The sequence below is a fragment of the Paracoccus sp. T5 genome (assembly GCF_048538155.2).
Lineage (GTDB): Bacteria > Pseudomonadota > Alphaproteobacteria > Rhodobacterales > Rhodobacteraceae > Paracoccus.
On record NZ_JBLWIC020000003.1, the window covers coordinates 102497 to 119432 of the forward strand.

At 60.7% G+C, this 16936-nt stretch carries 18 protein-coding genes; 17 read left to right on the forward strand and 1 reads right to left on the reverse strand.

The features are described from left to right. Window positions 1-31: 31 nt before the first annotated feature. Window positions 32-565: a hypothetical protein gene (locus ACNR9W_RS18005; RefSeq protein ID WP_419270860.1), complete on the reverse strand. Its 534-nt coding sequence runs from the start codon at window positions 563-565 to the stop codon at window positions 32-34. A gap of 803 nt (window positions 566-1368) precedes the next feature. Here ACNR9W_RS18005 and mobI point away from each other — a divergent pair. The 17 genes from mobI to ACNR9W_RS18090 all read left to right on the forward strand — a co-directional run bounded on the left by mobI (window position 1369) and on the right by ACNR9W_RS18090 (window position 16913). Further along, the gene (mobI, locus tag ACNR9W_RS18010; protein WP_419270861.1) at window positions 1369-1857 is read left to right on the forward strand and encodes a conjugative transfer protein MobI(A/C); all 489 of its coding nucleotides are present in this window, start codon (window positions 1369-1371) and stop codon (window positions 1855-1857) included. 1 nt (window position 1858) lies between these two features. Then, the gene (locus ACNR9W_RS18015) at window positions 1859-4036 is read left to right on the forward strand and encodes a TraI domain-containing protein (protein WP_419270863.1); all 2178 of its coding nucleotides are present in this window, start codon (window positions 1859-1861) and stop codon (window positions 4034-4036) included. Continuing rightward, window positions 4033-6201, forward strand: coding sequence for a conjugative transfer system coupling protein TraD (gene traD / locus ACNR9W_RS18020; RefSeq protein ID WP_419270865.1), 2169 nt, complete (start codon window positions 4033-4035; stop codon window positions 6199-6201). The genes ACNR9W_RS18015 and traD overlap by 4 nt, the downstream gene beginning before the upstream one ends. Before the next feature lie 90 nt (window positions 6202-6291). After that, window positions 6292-6837 carry a hypothetical protein gene (locus tag ACNR9W_RS18025; RefSeq protein ID WP_419270867.1) on the forward strand — a complete coding sequence of 182 codons (546 nt, stop codon included), beginning with the start codon at window positions 6292-6294 and terminating at the stop codon, window positions 6835-6837. Further along, window positions 6837-7493 carry a DUF4400 domain-containing protein gene (locus tag ACNR9W_RS18030; RefSeq protein WP_419270869.1) on the forward strand — a complete coding sequence of 219 codons (657 nt, stop codon included), beginning with the start codon at window positions 6837-6839 and terminating at the stop codon, window positions 7491-7493. The genes ACNR9W_RS18025 and ACNR9W_RS18030 overlap by 1 nt, the downstream gene beginning before the upstream one ends. Before the next feature lie 240 nt (window positions 7494-7733). Further along, window positions 7734-8093, forward strand: a complete 360-nt coding sequence (locus ACNR9W_RS18035; RefSeq protein WP_458478835.1) for a hypothetical protein — start codon at window positions 7734-7736, stop codon at window positions 8091-8093. Beyond that, entirely contained in the window at window positions 8062-8343 is a 282-nt protein-coding gene (locus ACNR9W_RS18040) for a type IV conjugative transfer system protein TraL (protein ID WP_419270873.1), read from the forward strand. Before ACNR9W_RS18035 ends, ACNR9W_RS18040 begins: the two co-directional genes overlap by 32 nt. After that, window positions 8340-8978, forward strand: a complete 639-nt coding sequence (locus tag ACNR9W_RS18045) for a TraE/TraK family type IV conjugative transfer system protein (RefSeq protein WP_419270875.1) — start codon at window positions 8340-8342, stop codon at window positions 8976-8978. Before ACNR9W_RS18040 ends, ACNR9W_RS18045 begins: the two co-directional genes overlap by 4 nt. Continuing rightward, entirely contained in the window at window positions 8975-10264 is a 1290-nt protein-coding gene (locus tag ACNR9W_RS18050; RefSeq protein WP_419270877.1) for a hypothetical protein, read from the forward strand. Before ACNR9W_RS18045 ends, ACNR9W_RS18050 begins: the two co-directional genes overlap by 4 nt. Next, window positions 10264-11571 (forward strand): TraB/VirB10 family protein, encoded by a 1308-nt coding sequence (locus ACNR9W_RS18055; RefSeq protein ID WP_419270879.1) that lies wholly within the window; start codon window positions 10264-10266, stop codon window positions 11569-11571. The genes ACNR9W_RS18050 and ACNR9W_RS18055 overlap by 1 nt, the downstream gene beginning before the upstream one ends. Before the next feature lie 3 nt (window positions 11572-11574). Next, entirely contained in the window at window positions 11575-11847 is a 273-nt protein-coding gene (locus ACNR9W_RS18060; protein ID WP_419270881.1) for a TraV family lipoprotein, read from the forward strand. 64 nt (window positions 11848-11911) lie between these two features. Next, window positions 11912-12286: a TraA family conjugative transfer protein gene (gene traA / locus ACNR9W_RS18065; protein ID WP_419270883.1), complete on the forward strand. Its 375-nt coding sequence runs from the start codon at window positions 11912-11914 to the stop codon at window positions 12284-12286. 125 nt (window positions 12287-12411) lie between these two features. Then, window positions 12412-13212: a DsbC family protein gene (locus ACNR9W_RS18070; protein ID WP_419270885.1), complete on the forward strand. Its 801-nt coding sequence runs from the start codon at window positions 12412-12414 to the stop codon at window positions 13210-13212. 47 nt (window positions 13213-13259) lie between these two features. Then, entirely contained in the window at window positions 13260-15692 is a 2433-nt protein-coding gene (gene traC / locus ACNR9W_RS18075) for a type IV secretion system protein TraC (protein ID WP_419270886.1), read from the forward strand. Next, complete coding sequence (locus ACNR9W_RS18080; RefSeq protein ID WP_419270888.1) at window positions 15689-15883, forward strand: hypothetical protein; 195 nt, start codon at window positions 15689-15691, stop codon at window positions 15881-15883. The genes traC and ACNR9W_RS18080 overlap by 4 nt, the downstream gene beginning before the upstream one ends. A 2-nt stretch (window positions 15884-15885) precedes the next feature. Beyond that, window positions 15886-16347: a hypothetical protein gene (locus tag ACNR9W_RS18085; protein WP_419270890.1), complete on the forward strand. Its 462-nt coding sequence runs from the start codon at window positions 15886-15888 to the stop codon at window positions 16345-16347. Between the two features lie 5 nt (window positions 16348-16352). Then, window positions 16353-16913, forward strand: a complete 561-nt coding sequence (locus ACNR9W_RS18090) for a S26 family signal peptidase (protein ID WP_458478837.1) — start codon at window positions 16353-16355, stop codon at window positions 16911-16913. The last annotated feature ends 23 nt before the right edge of the window (window positions 16914-16936 follow it).

Genomic DNA, 16936 nt, shown 5'->3' on the forward strand with positions numbered 1-16936 from the left:
GATTTGTCGCCGCAACTGATTAGATCACACGCTACCTAAACAGTGCAAGTGCCGTCAGCACTGCCTGCAGTGTCAGTAGCGTCAGCAGTGTCGACAGTGTCAATGGTGTCGAGCGCGCCCGCATCGTCAGCAATGTCAGCAGTGCAAGCGGCGTCAGCACTGCCTGCAGCGTCAGTAGCGTCAGCAGTGTCGAGAGTGTCAATGGTGTCGAACTTGCCCGCATCGTCAGCAGCGTCAGCAGTGTAAGCGTCGTCAGCAGCGCAAACTGTGTCAGCAGCGTCATTAGTGTCAGCAGCGTCAGCGGTGTCGAACTTATCAACAGCGCCAGCGATGTTGGCGGTGTCAGCGGTGTCGAGCGTGTCGGCAGCGTCACAGGTGTCAGCAGCGTCACAGGTGTCAGCATCGTCAGCAGTGCCCGCAGCGTCGCGGGCGCCCGCAGCGTCAGCGACGTCATCTCTGCCCGCATTGTCAGCACTGTCGAACGCGTCATTAGCGCAAGCAGTGTCAGCGGTGTCAGCAGCGTCAGCACTGCCCGCAATGTCGCGGCTGCCAGCGGTGTCAGCATGTCCAGCCTCAAAGTGGGTGATGATGTTCATGACACAATACGAGCGGGATATGTGGAGGTCGCCGAGACAAGGATGACGCTCCCGCCCCTGCCAAATACATCCCACTCCGCCTCAAGGAGGCAGACAGGCTTAAACATGCTCAAACCCTGGCCGCAGCCTCTCAAGATGAACAGCATGCCGAGCGTGTCCTCCGCAAAGCGCCACAGAGCTCGTGAGAGAGCCGCTGGAGGGCCTTCTCGATTAAAAATGAGGCAAGGTAGCCGGTTGACACAAGCGCCCTTCCACGGGCCGCTGCGGCGCTCTCTGGCATAATTGCGAGGTGGAAGGATCAGTCGGATCCTTCAAGTGGGCCGTGGCGGCTGCTGCTTCGCGAGCGCCGCCAAAACCGCCGCAGAAAATCAACTTAGTGAAAATTCAGGTGCAGTGCCAGACGCTTAATTGTCCTAGAAGGTACAGGCCTCGACGCATTACCAGCCCATGGTCAAGGGCTGTACGCAAACGCCACCCCAAAATTTGCTGTTCGTGCGATAGGTTTGGCGGTTTTTGTTTGGTCGGGTTTGGTCGCTCGGATGCCCTCAGGGGCGGCCGTCTGTCGGCTTTGGCAGTTCCGATTGACCGCTTCTAACCATCCCGGTCGCGCACTACAAATTTTCTGGCGTTGCCAATTCTATCATGTCAGAAGCGTATATAGCCCGTTAGTGTTACAAGCGCTTTCGGCGTGTCGGTGGTGGGCAGAGCCGACTGATCGCATGGATTTTCTCTGTGATCATCGCCGGGCATGAGAGGTGGATTGAGGGACATAATGATCCAATCAAGCGTGGTGAACCGCGAGGACAGCCTGCGCGCGATGACCGCCGAGCGGAGCTGCATCGCGCATCTTTCGGAGCACTTTGAGGATGTTCACATTGAGCTTGTTGACGAAGCGAAGGCGCTGGTGACGGAGTGCCATGATCTGATTAAGGCCGACTTCAAGGAGAACAAAATGCGCCGTCCCCCGTTGGCGCTGTCGTGCAAGGTGCGCCAAAATCAACTTGGTCCGACACTGGTTTGGGTTCGTTATCCCATCATCAGGGGCCAGAACGCAGCCCATCTTCGGCGCTTTGCAACCGAGGTTCCGGGCCGAAGACACAACCTCTATCCGGTGCGGATCTTCAAAGCGTTTGAGGACAGCCAACTGATTGAACGGCTCATCGAGATCGAAAAGAGGGCAGGGGAACTGCGGCAAAGAACCACGAACTGGCGGGCGATCCAGTCAGCGCTCAGGCAGCTAGACCAAGCGAAGAGGAGTTAAGATGCGCTCGTTTCTCGGCTCGCTTTTCAGGGCACCGCACGCAAGGCAGGGGGCCACGTCCATAAAGCACCCGCCCGTTTCTCCCCCAGCAACTGCTCCAACTGATCACCTTCAGCAAGCGCGGCATTGGCTGCAGGAGGAGAGGAGTGGCAATGTCCCGCCCGACATTCTCCATCCCGACCGTGAGGGGATTGAGGTCGTCGACACCAATGCGCTGATGGACGCAAACCGCCAGATCATCAGCCAGATCCTTGACACTTTTACCGACAAAAAGTTCATCGAGGACTTCGACGCGATCATTGTTGAGATGATCCGCCGGGTCGCGCACTGGATGGGGCCGCTGCCGGCGTCTCGCGCGCACCACCACACCGGCCGGGGAGGGCTCTTCACGCACTCGCTCTCGGTGGGGCTTGGCGCGCTAAACATGAGCGCGTCTCGCAATGTCACGTATTCCTCTGCACCTCGGAACCGGGACGCCGACAACCTCGCCTGGCAGCTGATCGCCTTTATCGGCGGCCTTCTCCACGACATTGGCAAGGTAAACACCATCGGCCGCGTTCATGCCTTTGCGGTTCATCCCGATCCTCAGGGGGAAGGGAAGTTCCGCTCCACCTCGGCGCCGACCTATTCGACGGCCTGGGAGCCCTCTGTGCAGGGATTTGCAGGCTGGGCGAAGATCACGCGGGTCCGCAGCTACTACATCGATTATGACGGCAAGGACCTGCTGCCGTCCGAAGACTACACTCAGCGCTATATCCTGGCCTTGGTACCACGCCCGCTCCTGGCCTACATCTACTACTCGAACCCGGTGATCCGGCAGCAGTTCGAAGACTTTATCAGGAACCCCGGATCCGCGTCTAGGACACCGATCTTCGGCGTGGTGCAGGACGCCGACCACATCAACGTTTCACAGTCGCTGGACCCACGGCGCAAGCCCGGCTCGATCGGGATGACGTCGCTGATCATGCGCCGCTTTGCAGAGTTCGCGGCAGAGATGCCGTGGAACCTGCCGACCTCGCCGTTCATCTATGCCCATGTGCAACACCGCTCGGACAACTCGCTGAGGTTCTACGGGCTGCCATTCTTCGTGGTGAGCGAGACAACCGTCGCGCAGCTGGAGCAGTACATCCTGTCGCGTCCGATGCTGGGGGTGTCGATGTCTACTCACAGGATAACGGAACATATCTTCAACGCGTTGGAAACGGCGTCGATTATGAACCGGACTGTCGAAACGCTTCTGCCCGAGCAGATCGCGCCGGAGAACATGGCCGACTGCATCCCCGCCTCACGCGCAACGGTGCGCTTCTCGGCCAGGCAGGTGGAGACGATCGCGATCAACGCCAATACGCCGGAGGACGCGCTGATCTCGCTGAACGTCATTGCGATCAAGGTGCGGGTGCCTGCCAAGTCGGCTCTGGATGCCCCGACGCTGGCCTTCCACGAAGATCCACAGCCGCGGTCAATGGCGGTACTGGCCGCGACCATCGAGAAGGGCGAGCTGGAGCCCGCAGATCAAAGTCTGCGCAACGACCCCTCCTTCATGGCGGACTTTAAGCGAGAGAAGGCAAGAAAGCCCGTGGACTACAGCGACCTCGGCCTCGACAAGCAGTTCGAGGAAACGCTTCATCGCGCCCCGGTCGCGCCCGCACCCCCACCAGAGCCGGTCTTACCGTCCGACAAGAAAACGAAGCTCAGCAAGCTGGCTTCCCTCGGGCAGCTTGCCGGCAGCGGAAAGGTCGATCTTCGCCCACCCTTGGTTGACCCTCAGGCGCCGCTCTGGCTTCAGCTGTTCGCAGACCTTCAAGACCTGAACGATGTTCCTGCCGATGCAGCATATTGCAGGGCGTGGTCCGCGATCTGGCTTTACCTCCATGACAACCCACAGACTTCAGCAACGGCGGTGCAAACGCAGAGCGGGCACTTTGCCTTCAAGTGCTTGTCGCTCGATCTTGGCCTTCGAGACAGCCTTTTCGCGGCGCTGAACAATGCGGGGCTGAAGGGCAAGATCCTTGGCCCGTTCTGGCAGCGCGAGAAGATCACCAGCGAGCATCCGCAGTTCGAGACGCTGTTTGAGCTGAGCAAGGACGCAGACGGCAAACAGCTGTTCCGGTTCCGCCCGGAGATCTGCGCTCATCTTGAAGAAGTCGTTCAAATGGAAGGGCAGGGGGGTGCAGCATGAAGCTGACCTATGACACCGACTATCGGCCCAACTACGAGCTGATGCTGGCGCTAAACTGGTCGATCTGCGGTATGCTTTGCGCGCTTATGCTGAGCTTTTACATGCAGTTCCCGTTGCAGCTCACGGCCATCATGACCGGCGGCTTCTTTGCCATCGCCGCGTATCAGGCGTTCTTCGCCCGCAAGAGGTTCGAGCGGCTGCAGAAGCTTCAGCGGCAAGAGCGCAACTTTCTGACACTTGAAGAAATCGCGGAGCAGACCCGGCCTGACAGTCTGTTCCTTGGCAGGGGCTTCGAGTGGACCATTGGCCATGCACAGCATGTGGCCGACCTCTACCGGGACCACGAGCTGCTGGCGTCGATCAAGGCCAGGCGGCAGGGGGCCACATTCCTGCATGGCGTGGGTATTGCGCAGGAGGATCGGATCTTCTTTGCCGACGACGAGAGCAAGGGCCATGTCCATATCATCGGCTCCACCGGCACCGGGAAGACCCGCCTCATCGACCTCATTGCCACCCAATGCGCGCTGCGAGGTGAGCCGCTGATCGTTATTGATCCCAAAGGTGACCAGGAGCTGAAGAACAACATTGAAGCTGTCTACTCGCGCCTCGGCCGGGGGCGCGACTTCACCTTCTTCCACCCGGGCTACATTGAGGAAAGCGCTGCGATCAATCCGCTGGCCTCGCGCCAGCGTAGTTCGGAATTGGCATCGCGCCTTTCCGCCGTTATCCCGTCCTCTCCCACCGGCGACGTCTTTAAGTCGTTCTCGCAGAATGCCCTCAACGGTATCTTCTATGCGGTGGAGATGTCGAAAACCAACCCGACCATCATGGATGTTCAGCGCGCCTTGTCAGAGGGCTTCGCACCTTTGTGCCTCAGGGCGCTCGAAGGCTGGGCCTATGACAACGGACTTCTCGGCGAGATGCGGACCGCAATGAGCGCCGGCCGCAAGCCGAACGATGACCGCAAGGCCGAACTTGGGGCGCTCTACTACCAGGAGATCAGTGCGCGGGACAAAGCGCTCGACAGCGCCGAGATGAACAACCTTATCTCACTGCTGCTCCATGATCGTGACCACTTCAAAAAGATGGTCGCATCTCTCGTGCCTGTCGTAGGCAAGCTCTGCTCCGGCCCTCTGGCGACCCTGTTTTCTCCCGACGTGGAAGCGGGACGCATGCCGAAGTCCGGCAGGGTGATTTCGCTCAAGCAAGTCATCGACACCCGCGGTGCCTGCTACATCGGCCTCGACACGCTCTCGGATCCCGATGTCGGCCGCGCTATCGGGCAGATGATCATGGCCGACATCGCCTCGCTGATCGGCAAGAAATACAACTTCGGCCGTGACAAGGGCTTCATCAACATCATCGTGGACGAAGCCTCGGAAGTAGCAAACGAGCAGCTGATCCAGCTTCTGAACAAGAGCCGCGGGGCAGGGGTGCGGATGTTCGTCGCGACCCAGACCTTGGCCGATTATGAGGCACGCACCGGATCGGCGGCCATGGCGGGAATGTTGATCGGGAACATGAACAGCACCATCATGCTGCGGACCATCGATCCCGAAACCCAGAAGGCTCTCTCTGACCGTCTGCCCGAGGTGCCGATCCAGTATGTGATGAAGACCACCGCCTCATCCATGGGGGACAAGTCCCACACGGGCGCCTTTGCCGTGAACCACGGGGAGAGGCTGATGGAGGAGCGCCTGCCAATTGTGGCACCGCAGACCTTCGGCGATCTCTCGGACCTCGAATATTTTGCCATTACCGCCCGGGGCAACCTGATCAAGGGCAGGCTGCCGATCCTCATTGCCCCGGACGAGAGCAGCCACATGGCGGAAGCAGCCCACTTCGGTGCAACGACGCCAGATGATCCTCTCACGCGGGACAGCAATCTCGATGACATTCGCCGGGCTGTGGAGTTCGACCGTCCGCAGATCGTCGAGCCTCAGGCGGACGCCGACCGTGTGGATAGTCCTCGACCTGTGAAACGTAGCTTCCTGCCATTAGTGCGCTGGATCGACGTGTTGCCAGCGTTTCGTCCGGAGGACCCTAAGCCCGAGATCAAGCCCGATCCCTACACTGCATCCTTGGAGGAAGCTGAGAGGCCGCTTCCCTGGAGTGATCCTCTGCGGCACCCTGATGACGAAGCCTCATCTCTATGCTCCAGCTAGATTAACCGACAGTCGATAAGCGCCTCGATCGGGGCGAAAACAAACTTGCCGCGCTGTTAGTGGTTTCGGCACTACAGCGCGTTATTGTTGTTGAACGTGCGCCTGCGTTCTGTTTACGAATTAGTCCAACCAGATCCACATGGTGAGCTTGAAATGCAGCCAGCGCTACCTGCAGTCAAAGAGTTATTGGGCAAGGGCGGCTACCGGAGCTATGCCGGTAGCCTTAACCGGCACCCTATCACCTTCCACATCGCAATCAGCGACGGCTCCAGCCGCGTCAGCGCAATCGTCAATCTGACATGCGATCTGATGCGGGCTGCCAGGGACGCCGGATGCTCTACCGAGAAACTGCTTGATGACGCGCGGACGGCGAGCTTTGTCTCATTCGACGAGCGCACCGGCCTGCAATATGCGATTGAGAACACAATCGGCACCGATGCCATTGCCGTGCTAGGAAAGTCGATTCCAATGGCGCGGCGCGACGTCACCCATGCGCTCTGCTGCGACGGAGCGCGGCACCACCCGCATTTTCGGCTGATCGCCACAATTGCCTTGGCCCTGAAGATGCGGGGGATCTCCGCCAAGGGCGTGATCCTCAGCCGCGGTGACGACGGCTTGGGAGCCAGGGCCGCCTGATGGCTGACATGCAGTCCAGCTACGACAAGCTCTTTCCGACGCAGGTGCTGTTTTTCGTCGCACTGACCATGCTGGTCAATCTCGCGCTTGTCACGCTGGCCTACTCCTTCCTTTGGGAGCAACCGTTCTTCCCAGTGCTACAGAAGGAAAAGCACTACTTCGAGCAAACCATCAGCGTTGAGGCTGCAACGGCGACCCGCTTCACGGGCGACAGCCTCTACAACACCATGTTCGTGGACAGCGGCATCGAGCGCGTGGCCTATGCCAGCCTTGAAGACAATCCCGACGATTTGGCGGGGCAGGTCCTGCGCAAGACGACCGCGGCAGGCAGAATATTTGACAACCTCTTCGACTACCTGCTGCTGCTCTGCCATCGCTTCAGCTTCTTTCTTTCTACCCTCGGCTACCTGGTCTTCCTACTGGTCGCCATCGCGATGCATGCGACCGTGATCCGGCATCGCAAGCGGTACGAGTTCGGGGATACGCCAATCCTGATGAACCTCTGGGCACGCTCGACACTAAGCTACGCCTTTCCAGTCACCTTCCTGATCTGGACCCTGCCTTTTGCCATTCATCCGGCGCTCCTGCTGGCCAGCATCGTCGGCTGCGTGGGGGGCATGCTCTTCTGGGCCTTCTCCATGCCCAAAATCGCGTGATCCCATCATTAACCGGCTGTTATGCGGTTTTACGTTAAAAAATCCCTTAGCAACCCGTTATTGATATTGACCAGCAGGCGGTTCGTGGTAAGCAAAGCTCAAGTGGAAGCTTGTAAACGACGGTCCTGCCGGTTAGCGCTGGAACATTCCTGAAGCTCACCGACATCGGATCGCGCCATGCTCTCCACGACGACCAGAAACATTGGACACCTCGGACTGGAAGGAGTTTACGTCGCGCATGTGATCCGGATCGACGACGAGGCGGGCAGTGACAGTTATCTGCTCGGTCTTTCTTTCGGTGACGGACAAGCGATCGGGATGGTCGTGCAGCACAACTCCAACCGGTTTCGCCGGTGGGCCAAGCTGTCGGCGGTCGAGGACTTCCTCGCCATCCTGAACCCCAGAGTAGCGATGATCGGCCTTTACCCTGCGGATGGACCTGTCCAGAAGGTGAAGGACAATCTGATCAACGCGTATCGTCTCGATCAGTCGATCAGGAACGATCCCCATCTGGAACAAGAGCGACAGAAACTCCTTGCAGCGCTGAGCCCCGAACGGGCCGCTACGCATGGACGAGATACGAGTTCCGCAGACACTTGATGCGCCTGCGCTGGCACTGGTCTTCAATGCCAGCCAAATATTCTCTTTCATCAGCTTCACGATCGTCGGCGTCATCATTGGCAGCCCGTTCATCTGCGGTGCCTTGGGCCTTTTTCTTGGCTCCTTCATCAATAAGTTCTCTGACAAGAAGCCTGACGGTTACCTGCGTCACCGCAGCTACTTCCTCGGCTTGCCGATCATGTCGGGCCGCGCGACGCCTCACGGCCTTGACCGGGAGTTCCGCGCGTGAAGAAGCAAAAGGCCGCAAAGACTTTCCGCCAGATCAGCTTTGACAACACGCTCCTGAAGGTGGGCGGGGGTGCGCTGCTGATCAGCATGTGCTGGATGCAGTTCAACCTCGCAACGCGCGATGAAGCGGTAATCCTGGTGCCTCCCTTCCAGCACGAGACCATCGAGTTCATCAATGGTCGTGCGAACAAGGACTACTACCAACAGTGGGCCTGGTCGGTCGCCATGCTGGCGGGCAATATCACTCCGGGCAACGCAGCCTTTGTTCGTGGCGAACTGGAGCGCATCGCGACCCCTGCGCTGTACCGTAAACTTGTGTCCACGGTTAATGTCGAGATCCAGAACATTGTCAGGGACAATGCTATTGTGACCTTCAGCCCGCGAGAGGTCATCTACGACCCCGAGCTGAACCGTTTCTTCGTGACTGGCACTCAAAGCATCGGCGGGCCGGGCATCCGGCGTCCCATCGACAAGCAAATGACCTACGAGCTGGGCTTCACGACCGAACGGCTGCGGATCTACCTCGACAGCTACGCGATCTACGCGGGCAAGCCCATGACGGCCGAAACGCGTGATCAAGAAATGGAAAAGCGCGCGAAAGAAGCTGCTGCCGCTGCAGAGGCGGGTGAAGGATGATCCGCGATTTCCTGCTCCACACCGCCATCGCCACCCTTGTCGTCGCCGCGCCTGCGGTAGCGCAGGACGGCGAGCGCATCCGATCCTCGGGATACGAGGGCGAGGCAGGTGGTTCAGACTGCAAGGACTGGAGCGTGGACTTCGAGTTCAACCGCTGCGAACGGATGCCGCTGCCCAATGACCCCGAGACCTTCGGCCAGGTCTATACCTTGCCGGACGGGGGAATGCGGACCTTGACGGTTGATCCCGGTGCGGCGCCGGCAACAGCCGATGCAGATGGGGTGGATCCACGGGAGGGGCTTTCTCTAGTGGAGTCCGTCACCGAAGCGGTCACAGGTTCTGAAGGTCAGGATGATCGCGAAGCCACGGGTGCGGCGATCGCAGGCGCCACAGCAAACCGGAGCGGCGAGCCGCCGGCCGCGGCTGATGGCTCAGGCAGTGCCGTCAGGGCAAAAGAGGGCGCCAACGCGACGGCCGGCGAGGAAACTTCTGAGATTGTCGAGGAGAACTTCATCCTTCCTCCCGTGGTGGCTTCCATTCCTGGCCGCGCGGAGATCATGCCGATGGCAATGGGTCACCTGAACCGGATCGAGACACCCTTTAACGACCCAATGGTGCGCTCTGCCGCGGCGGCCGATGCCATGACGATCGAGTTCGACCAGAACTTCGTCTATGTTGCGGTAACGCAGCCTGTCACCCTCTTCATCCACGAGAAGGGTTATCCCGACCCGGCTATCGTCGTGAGCCTCGTGCCGCAGCGCATTGCGCCCCGCCAGGTGCGCGTCACGCTGCCGTCAACGGCCATGCGAGAAGTCCAACAGCATGCCGCGACGGTCAAGGCGAACAACGCGCCGCGCAAACCTGCGGCCGAAAGCGGCCCGAAAGCCAACTCCGCGGGCGTCCGCCGCGAGCCTGAACCGCGCGCTGCGACCAATACGGTTGCGCACATGGTGCAGGACTTCTCCCAGGGCAAGCTGCCGGCTGGTTTTGTCAACATCTCGCTGGAAGGCTTCGAGGCAGCGGCGTTCTGCTCCCATGCCGGTGTGCGCTTCAGCTTCCGGCAGGGCGCCGGCATCGCGTCGAATGAATACATCATCGTGCGCGGCATGGCCGAGGCCAGCAAAACTACCGAACTGAACGAGCAGTGGTGTGCGCGTCATCCGCAAACCCTCGCCGCGGCATTTGCGCCCCGTACTCAGATCGGGCCCAACCATCCAGCCGACTTCTACGTGATGATCCGCCGCCCGAATGCGGCAATCCAGGCCGCGCGCAAGGGGGGCAACTGATGGCGACCGAGAAACAGCCGCTTTCCCCGAAGGCCAAGAAGACGATGATCTATGGCGGCCTTGGTCTTGCCGGTGCGCTGGCCGTCTATGTCGCCACGATGCAGACCGAAGCTGCCCCCAAGATCAAGGAACCCGAGGCCATCTCGCTGACCGGCAATGTCGACACGCGCAGCGTTTCGCTGGAAGGCCTGTCGCGGCGCCTGACGGATCTTGAGGCGGGCCGAGAAGCCTCGTCTTCCGAACAGCGGACCGACATTCGCCAGATGCAGCAGCAGGTCACGGAACTGTCCAAGCTCATCGAGCGGATGCAGGCGGACAACGCGACGCGCGCCCGGCGTATGCAGGAGGCTATCGACAATGCCACGGCCTCCCCCGTCGTGGCAGCCAATCCAAAGGACGGTGATCCTGTCTCCATCAACACGGCGGAGACACAAGGCCGGATCAACCAGATTGCTGACCAGCTGGACGTCCAGAGGGCGCAGCGGGACCTGGAAGCGGAAGAGGCGCGACTGAGGCGCGAGCGGGACCGGCTCGAACGCGAACGCCGTGAATCCATTTATACCCAGCCCGAACCTATCGTGCAGCAGCAGGCGTCGAATGTTGCGGCGATGCCCGCACCCCGGATCGCGGTTTACCAGTCCGAGGCCGTGCCCGCCGAAGTGGAGGACGCCGAAGTCGAACCGCTCGTGAACGTGCCGGACGTGAACATACCGGCAGGCTCGATCATGACGGCGATGCTCCTGACTGGATTGGATGCTCCGACCGGCGCACGGGCGCAGTCACAACCTGTGCCCGTGCTGATGCGGATCAAGAAGGAAGCCATCATGCCCAACCATGCTTGGGCAGATGTGAAGGAGTGTCACCTGCTAGGATCGGCCTATGGCGATCTTGCCTCCGAGCGCGTCAATATTCGCGGGGAAACCGTCAGCTGCGTTCTGGCCGACAACACCGCCGTCGAAGGCAAGGTAAAGTTCTTCGTCACGGGCGAGGACGGCAAAAATGGCGTCCGCGGCACCCTCGTCAGCCGCTCGGGCCGGGTGCTTGCCAGCGCGGCCGGTGCGGCGCTCGCACAGGGGCTTCTGTCCTCAATGAAGGACCAGTCTGCCGAGAGCGTGTTCCTCGGCGGGGGCACGGGCGGGGCCGGGGGCGGGAGTGGTGCCATCACGGGGGCGTCGGAAGGATTCGATCTTCTGACCGAATACTACCTCGACCTCGCAGAACAGACCTTTCCGGTCATCGAAATCCCCAACGGTCGGTGGGTCGATGTGGTGCTGACCGAAATGCTGACAGTCAAATTCAAGGGGTAAGCCATGCGGAAACTCGTCCTCACCCTCGCTGTTCTCAGCCTCGGAGCCTGCTCGAGCGCCAACATGGTGCCGGGCCAGAGCGAGGGAAATTGCGACCGCGACCCCGAAAGCTGCATGAGCGTCCGCGAGGCGATGCAGCTGACCGATGGACCTGCCTCGCCGCCTCCGTCCCACAACGCGCTTCAGCGCGAGGACGTGATGCGGGTCTGGGTCGCGCCTATGCGCGATCCGAACGGGGTTTTGCAGAATTCGGGCCACGTCTTTCTGGAAGATTGACGGCGTTTAACCGGCCGGCGGCCCGAATGATCGGCCGGCCACCATACGAGAGAGGGACTATCCGATGTTCACGAAATTCAACAAGCAGAAGAAACTCGCTGGCTTGGCTGCGCTGATCGCGGTGGGGATGGTGCCCATGGCTCATGCCGGCACCACCGGCGCCGAGTTCCAGGACGCCTACACGATGCTGACGGAATGGATCAACGGCTACTTCGGCCGCGCCCTGGCAATCGCCTTCCTGCTGGTCGGCCTCTTCATGGGCATCGCCCGCCAGAACCTGATGGCCTGCGGCGTCTCGATCGCCGTCGCCTTCGGCTTGATCATCACGCCGACGATCCTCGACAACATCCTCGCTGCCACCATCTCGGGCGAAACTGCCGTGATCGAAGCTCCGGCTGCTGTTGAAGTCCCGATGATCGTGAACGGCCAGCCCGGCTGAAGGTGAGCCGTCCAGAGACGGCTCACTCCACGACTGACGCCCCCCACGGTTTGGCGACATGACGGGGCGGTGCGGGGCTACGGGCAAAGCTCGTAGCCCCATTTTTCTAGCACAGGTGCGAGACGATGAAAGCGAAAACGCTAATGGCCTCTTTTGCCCTCACGACCTTGTTGGGCGCGGGTGGCGCACTCGCGCAGGGACAGGGACAGGGACAGGGACAGGGACAGGGACAGGGAGACTTCCCCTACATTTCCGATCTCACGAACCCTGACGTTCCCGCTGAGACGCCGAAAGACCAGATCCGCGAGACGCAGGAGCTTGTCTCGCCCTTCACCCATGCGGTGTCGTTCCACGGCCGCGAAGGCGTGGCCTACATGAGCCAGAACGGCCGCTTCGTCATGCGCGGCGTGATCTTCGACACCTGGACCGGCGACACCATCCAGACGATGGATGATCTTCGCGAGTCCATGAAGAACGTGGACCTGGGGAAGTTGGGCCTGAAGGACGAGGACATCGACCCGTTCTACTTCGGCAGCGGACCTAAGAAGGTCACAGTCTTTGTCGATCCGTTCTGCCCCTATTGCGGCCAGCTCTTTGACGAGATGATCGCTGATCCGTCCCTCGCGCAGGACTACACCTTCACTATCATGGCCGTGCCGTTCCTAGGTGACAACTCGACCAAGGCAGTGAACGCCCTGCACTGCGCTCCTGACCGGGACCGCGCCATCAATGCGCTTCTGACCAAGGACCACCGTTGGATGATGGCCCAGCAGATGCCCGAGAACTGCGATGTGCAGCCGGTTCTGCAGCGCACCATCCTGTCACAGATGCTCGGCGTAACCGGCGTGCCCTACATCATCGGCGCCGAGGGCGGGATCTCGCGCGGCATGCCCCCGAACCTCAAGACCTTCCTCGCCACGAACTGACGGGCCTCCGGCCCGTCGCTTCCCCTCCGCATCCTCCGAGGCCGTCCATGTTCGATTTCAAGCCTTATACCCGCGTGTCCGAATACCTCCCCTGGCTAGCCTATGACGATACCAGCCAGACCTTCGTGCTGGACGGCAACTATGTCGGCTTCACGATCTCGGCGCTGCCGCTCTCCAGCTTCGACAGCACCATTGCCAAGCGGTTCGCTCAGCTCCTGAAGTACGAATACCCCAAGCATTCCTACCTGCAACTCAACCTGCTGGTCCTCGATGACGTGTCTGATCACGTAGTCGCAATGCTGAAGGCCAGAGAAGGCGACAAGGACCCGCTGATCGCGGAGGCGACGGCCAAGACCGTCGATTTCATCCGACGCGGCGCGTCAGGCGGCGCGCAGGGGCTCGCGGTGCGCAACTCGACCCTGCTGATCAGCTTCAAGATGCCCACGAAGGAGATGCTCCCGAATGAGGAGGAGCTGCTGCTCGTCCAGAAGATCAAGCGCGAGATCTTGGAAATCCTGAACACGATCGGGTTTTCGCAGCTTCGCGTCGCGAATGACACCGAACTGGCCTATCAACTATCCCAGATCCTCAACCGCTCGAAAGACGCAAGTTGGCGGCAGGGCCGCAATCCGGTCGACGAAAGCGTCTTCATCCGTGATCAGATCCTCGACTACGACGCCACGGTGACGGTGAAGGAAAAAGCTGTTCGCGTCGGCGATAGCTGGATCACCTCGCTTTCGCCCAAGAAGCTGCCGCACCGGTCCTACTTCGGGATCGCCGAGCGCTTGTCAGTTGATCCGATCTCCGGTGATCGCGGCATCCCCTGCAACCACATGATCTCGGCCACGGTGAAGTTCGAGGACATCTCAGAAATGCGCCCCCGGCTGGAGCGCAACCGTCAGTATTACCGCAACTACGCTGATGGGCCCTTCGGCCGCATCCGGCCCGAGTATCGCCACCGGCACGAAGACTGGTCGCATCTCATGGACATGGTGGGGGAGGGCGAGCAGGTTCATCGCTTTTCGCTGAACATTCTGCTGTTCTCGGGCAGCGACCAGGAGGCTGAGCGCCACAGCACCACGACCCGGACCTATCTCAACGAGGTGGGCTTCGCGTTCATGGAAGACGCCGGCGTCACCTTTAACATGATCCGCTCGAACCTGCCGCTCGGCCCGGAGAAGAACGATCAGCGCGACCTGATGCGGCTCCGGATGAACTACACGCTGGCAATCGCTACGTTCATGCCGGTCTTCTTCGAGTGGCGCGGGACAAAAACCCCGCTCATCAGCCTAGTCGGCCGCGGCGGGCAGGTGATGGGCTTCTCGCCCTTCGACAGCGGCACCAACTACAACCTCACCGTCTCTGCCGAGTCGGGTGCAGGCAAGTCGTTCTTCTCCAACGAGCTGATCTCGGCCATGCTGGCGACTGGCGGGCGGGTCTGGGTCATCGACGTTGGCCGCTCCTATGTCAAGCTATGTGAAAGTCTCGGCGGTCAGTTCATGGCCTTCGGCCAGAACGCGAATATCTGCCTCAATCCCTTTTCGACGCTAAAGACGCCGGAGGAGTTCGCGGAGGTGCAGGACATCCTCTTGCACCTCCTATCCACGATGGCCGCGCCCAAGGACGGGCTGAGCGACTTCCAGACCAGCATTCTGCGCCAGATCCTGGGCGAACAGTATGATTTGCATGGGGCTGATCTCTGCATCGATCATATCGCGGATGCCTGCCTGCAGGCTGCACAGGAGCAGGGCGAGGGGGCCGACAAAGAGTTCCGCGAGAAACGGATCTCCGACATCAGCTACGGCCTCAGGGCATTCTGCAAAGCCGGGCAGTTCGGGCGCTACTTCAACGGCCCGTCGAACATCGACTTCACCTCAAACTTTGTCCTGCTGGAGCTGGAGGAGCTGAAGAACCAGAAGCACCTTCAGACAGTAGTGCTGCTGCTCCTGATCTACCAGATCCAGAACGGCATGTACCTGGGCGAGATCGATGCCAAGAAGCTCATGCTGATCGACGAGGCGTGGGATCTGATGTCCGAGCCGCAGATCGCCAAGTTCATCGAGGCGGGCTATCGGCGCTTCCGAAAATACAACGGCTCGGCCTGCATCGTCACCCAAGCCCTGACGGATCTTCACGACACCACCACGGGCCGGGCTATCCTCGCCAACAGCGCCATGACCGTCATGCTGCAACAGAAGCCGGCGACACTCGACAAGCTGGCGAGCGGCGACAACCCCGAATTTTCCAAGGGCCTCTGCGAGCGTCTGAAGACTGTCCGCACCGTGAAGGGGCGCTTTTCGGAGATCTTCGTGCGGACATCTGAGGGAATGGGCATCGGCCGCTTCGTCGTCGATCCGTTCCGGGCTCTCCTTTACTCGACCCACCCCGATGACGTGTCTGAAATCAAGAAGCTGACCCGGCAGGGCTACAGCACCAAGGAGGCGATCAACCTGATCATCGAAGCACGGGGGCGGGGATGATCCGGATGCCGCGCATATCTTCCGAAACCGCCATCTGGTCGGTGGTCGGCATCCTAGCTGCTGTTCTCCTGGTGTCGGAGACCATGATCCGGGCACGGGCCTTCAGCGAAATGATCGAGGCTTTCGACCAAGATAATGGCGTGAAGACCTTGACGGCCGAAGCCACCCCCACTCGCTACGAGGAGCGCTAAGCATGGCGCGTGACAGCTTTGAGGCTACCTTCGCCGCCGGGATGGGTATTCTCGGCTGCATAGTTGGGACCTGTGCCTTGATCATCGCCCTGAGGGATAGCCCCGAGGGCGCGAGGGTTCTGGTCTATGACAAAGCCGGGATCTCCGATCAGGTGGCGCCCTATGTCGCCGCCGGCCACAACCCACTGGCCGTCATTGATGAGGCGGTGGCGCGGGCAGCGAACTCCGGCGCGATCGTGATCGACGGCGACGGGGTGCAGGCCCCTCAAAGCGTAATCCTCCAGCTGCAGGAGTTCGTGGCTGTCGGCAGCGATGTCGGCCTGATCGATGCACCCGCAGACCCGACAGCGGCCGACATGGTCACGGAAGGCACGACACCGATGAGCGCCGAAACCGTCGCCGCGCAACATGCCGCCCAGACTGCGCGGCAGACCGACCAAAACGACAATCTGCAGGATCAGTGAGGGGGATGATGACGCACAAAAAGCCGAAGAAGACGCTCAAGGACTTCAACTGGAAGGTGGGGGCCAAGGTCTTCGCCGTCTGCACCGCTGTCGGCATGGGCTATGCCTATGCCAGCCAGCGCTATGTGATCGGTCTCGATACGCAGGAATACAAGTGCCTCGATGACTGGATCTTCATCATCGACACCTGGGATCGTCCGGGTGCCGCCGACGTGGAGCGCAACGATCTTGTGGCGGTTGTCTTGACCGACGCCCAGACCCCCGCCAACGCTCTCTGGGGGCCGGGCCAGGTGATGGTCAAGCGCGCCGTCGCCAAGCCGGGCGATGTGGCCGACATCAGCGCGAGGGGCATCGCCTTCAAGCGCGGCGAGGAACACTGGACCCACGGCACGGCGCTGGAGGCGGCTCCCGCCCTCGGGATCAGCGAAGAAGATCTGACCCGGCAAATAACCATTTCCCCAGGCGAGCTGTTCCTGATGGGCGACAACCCAATGAGCTATGACGGGCGTTACTACGGCCAGGTCAGCGAGGGTCAGATCGTGGGGTCGGTCCTGTGGTCCTTCTGAAGTCCCTTGGCCGCGCCGCCTTG

What these genes read in the sequence shown, in the direction of transcription:
- ACNR9W_RS18005 (WP_419270860.1), bottom strand. Translation starts at nt 565, where the DNA reads ATGCTGACACCGCTGGCAGCCGCGACATTGCGGGCAGTGCTGACGCTG.
- ACNR9W_RS18015 (WP_419270863.1), top strand. Translation starts at nt 1,859, where the DNA reads ATGCGCTCGTTTCTCGGCTCGCTTTTCAGGGCACCGCACGCAAGGCAG.
- ACNR9W_RS18030 (WP_419270869.1), top strand. Translation starts at nt 6,837, where the DNA reads ATGGCTGACATGCAGTCCAGCTACGACAAGCTCTTTCCGACGCAGGTG.
- traC (WP_419270886.1), top strand. Translation starts at nt 13,260, where the DNA reads ATGTTCGATTTCAAGCCTTATACCCGCGTGTCCGAATACCTCCCCTGG.
- traA (WP_419270883.1), top strand. Translation starts at nt 11,912, where the DNA reads ATGTTCACGAAATTCAACAAGCAGAAGAAACTCGCTGGCTTGGCTGCG.
- ACNR9W_RS18050 (WP_419270877.1), top strand. Translation starts at nt 8,975, where the DNA reads ATGATCCGCGATTTCCTGCTCCACACCGCCATCGCCACCCTTGTCGTC.
- ACNR9W_RS18060 (WP_419270881.1), top strand. Translation starts at nt 11,575, where the DNA reads ATGCGGAAACTCGTCCTCACCCTCGCTGTTCTCAGCCTCGGAGCCTGC.
- ACNR9W_RS18080 (WP_419270888.1), top strand. Translation starts at nt 15,689, where the DNA reads ATGATCCGGATGCCGCGCATATCTTCCGAAACCGCCATCTGGTCGGTG.
- ACNR9W_RS18090 (WP_458478837.1), top strand. Translation starts at nt 16,353, where the DNA reads ATGATGACGCACAAAAAGCCGAAGAAGACGCTCAAGGACTTCAACTGG.
- ACNR9W_RS18055 (WP_419270879.1), top strand. Translation starts at nt 10,264, where the DNA reads ATGGCGACCGAGAAACAGCCGCTTTCCCCGAAGGCCAAGAAGACGATG.
- ACNR9W_RS18070 (WP_419270885.1), top strand. Translation starts at nt 12,412, where the DNA reads ATGAAAGCGAAAACGCTAATGGCCTCTTTTGCCCTCACGACCTTGTTG.
- ACNR9W_RS18085 (WP_419270890.1), top strand. Translation starts at nt 15,886, where the DNA reads ATGGCGCGTGACAGCTTTGAGGCTACCTTCGCCGCCGGGATGGGTATT.
- ACNR9W_RS18040 (WP_419270873.1), top strand. Translation starts at nt 8,062, where the DNA reads ATGGACGAGATACGAGTTCCGCAGACACTTGATGCGCCTGCGCTGGCA.
- traD (WP_419270865.1), top strand. Translation starts at nt 4,033, where the DNA reads ATGAAGCTGACCTATGACACCGACTATCGGCCCAACTACGAGCTGATG.
- mobI (WP_419270861.1), top strand. Translation starts at nt 1,369, where the DNA reads ATGATCCAATCAAGCGTGGTGAACCGCGAGGACAGCCTGCGCGCGATG.